This is a genomic window from Anaerobiospirillum succiniciproducens DSM 6400 (assembly GCF_000482845.1).
GTDB classification, from domain to species: Bacteria; Pseudomonadota; Gammaproteobacteria; order Enterobacterales; family Succinivibrionaceae; genus Anaerobiospirillum; species Anaerobiospirillum succiniciproducens.
On record NZ_KI519513.1, the window covers coordinates 1 to 706 of the forward strand.

A 706-nucleotide genomic window follows, 5' to 3' on the forward strand; every position below is an offset into this window, starting at 1 on the left:
AAAAATTATCGGATTTACTGCTAAATTTATTAAATTGATCCAAAATTTAAAGAATTAGCGTATATAGCGTTAATCTCCAACCCAAAAATCTACAAAACCATGATCCATAGGCATTTATCACAATCTTCCTGCCAAGACTTTCACCATCTTTGTGAATTACAAGCCAAGCATAGATATACAAATAACAGCACTAAACAACATAACTACAGCAAGATTACCAAAGTTAGAAAAGCCACTCCCCATCGGCATGTGCGCCAGTCTAATAGATGCAACAAAACCATCTAAGCCCCGTACAAAACTAGATCACATACAATTTTAATAATCAAAGCCACCATTACAGCCAAATCCTCAGCAAACATAATCACAAAACCGCATAAACATCAGCAATAAATGCAAACTCACACATAATCATGGCAGCACTAACACATGCTTTTGTATAAGCCCCAAGCAAGCCTTTTTCTTGAACAATAATCACTCTAGTTACAGACTTTTATTAATCCCATTAATAAGCCATCATTGCACTAAACTCCCCACAGGCCATCTCGTTAGTACTTCATTTACATGACCATAGCCTTTTGTTACATGGGGCTAGCCTTTGTTTACAGAGCTGTTAGCTTTTTGTTTACAGGGGCATTCGCCTTTTGTTTACAGGGCCGTTAGCTTTTTGTTTACATGGTGCTGCTTGCCTTTGTTTACAGGGCCATTA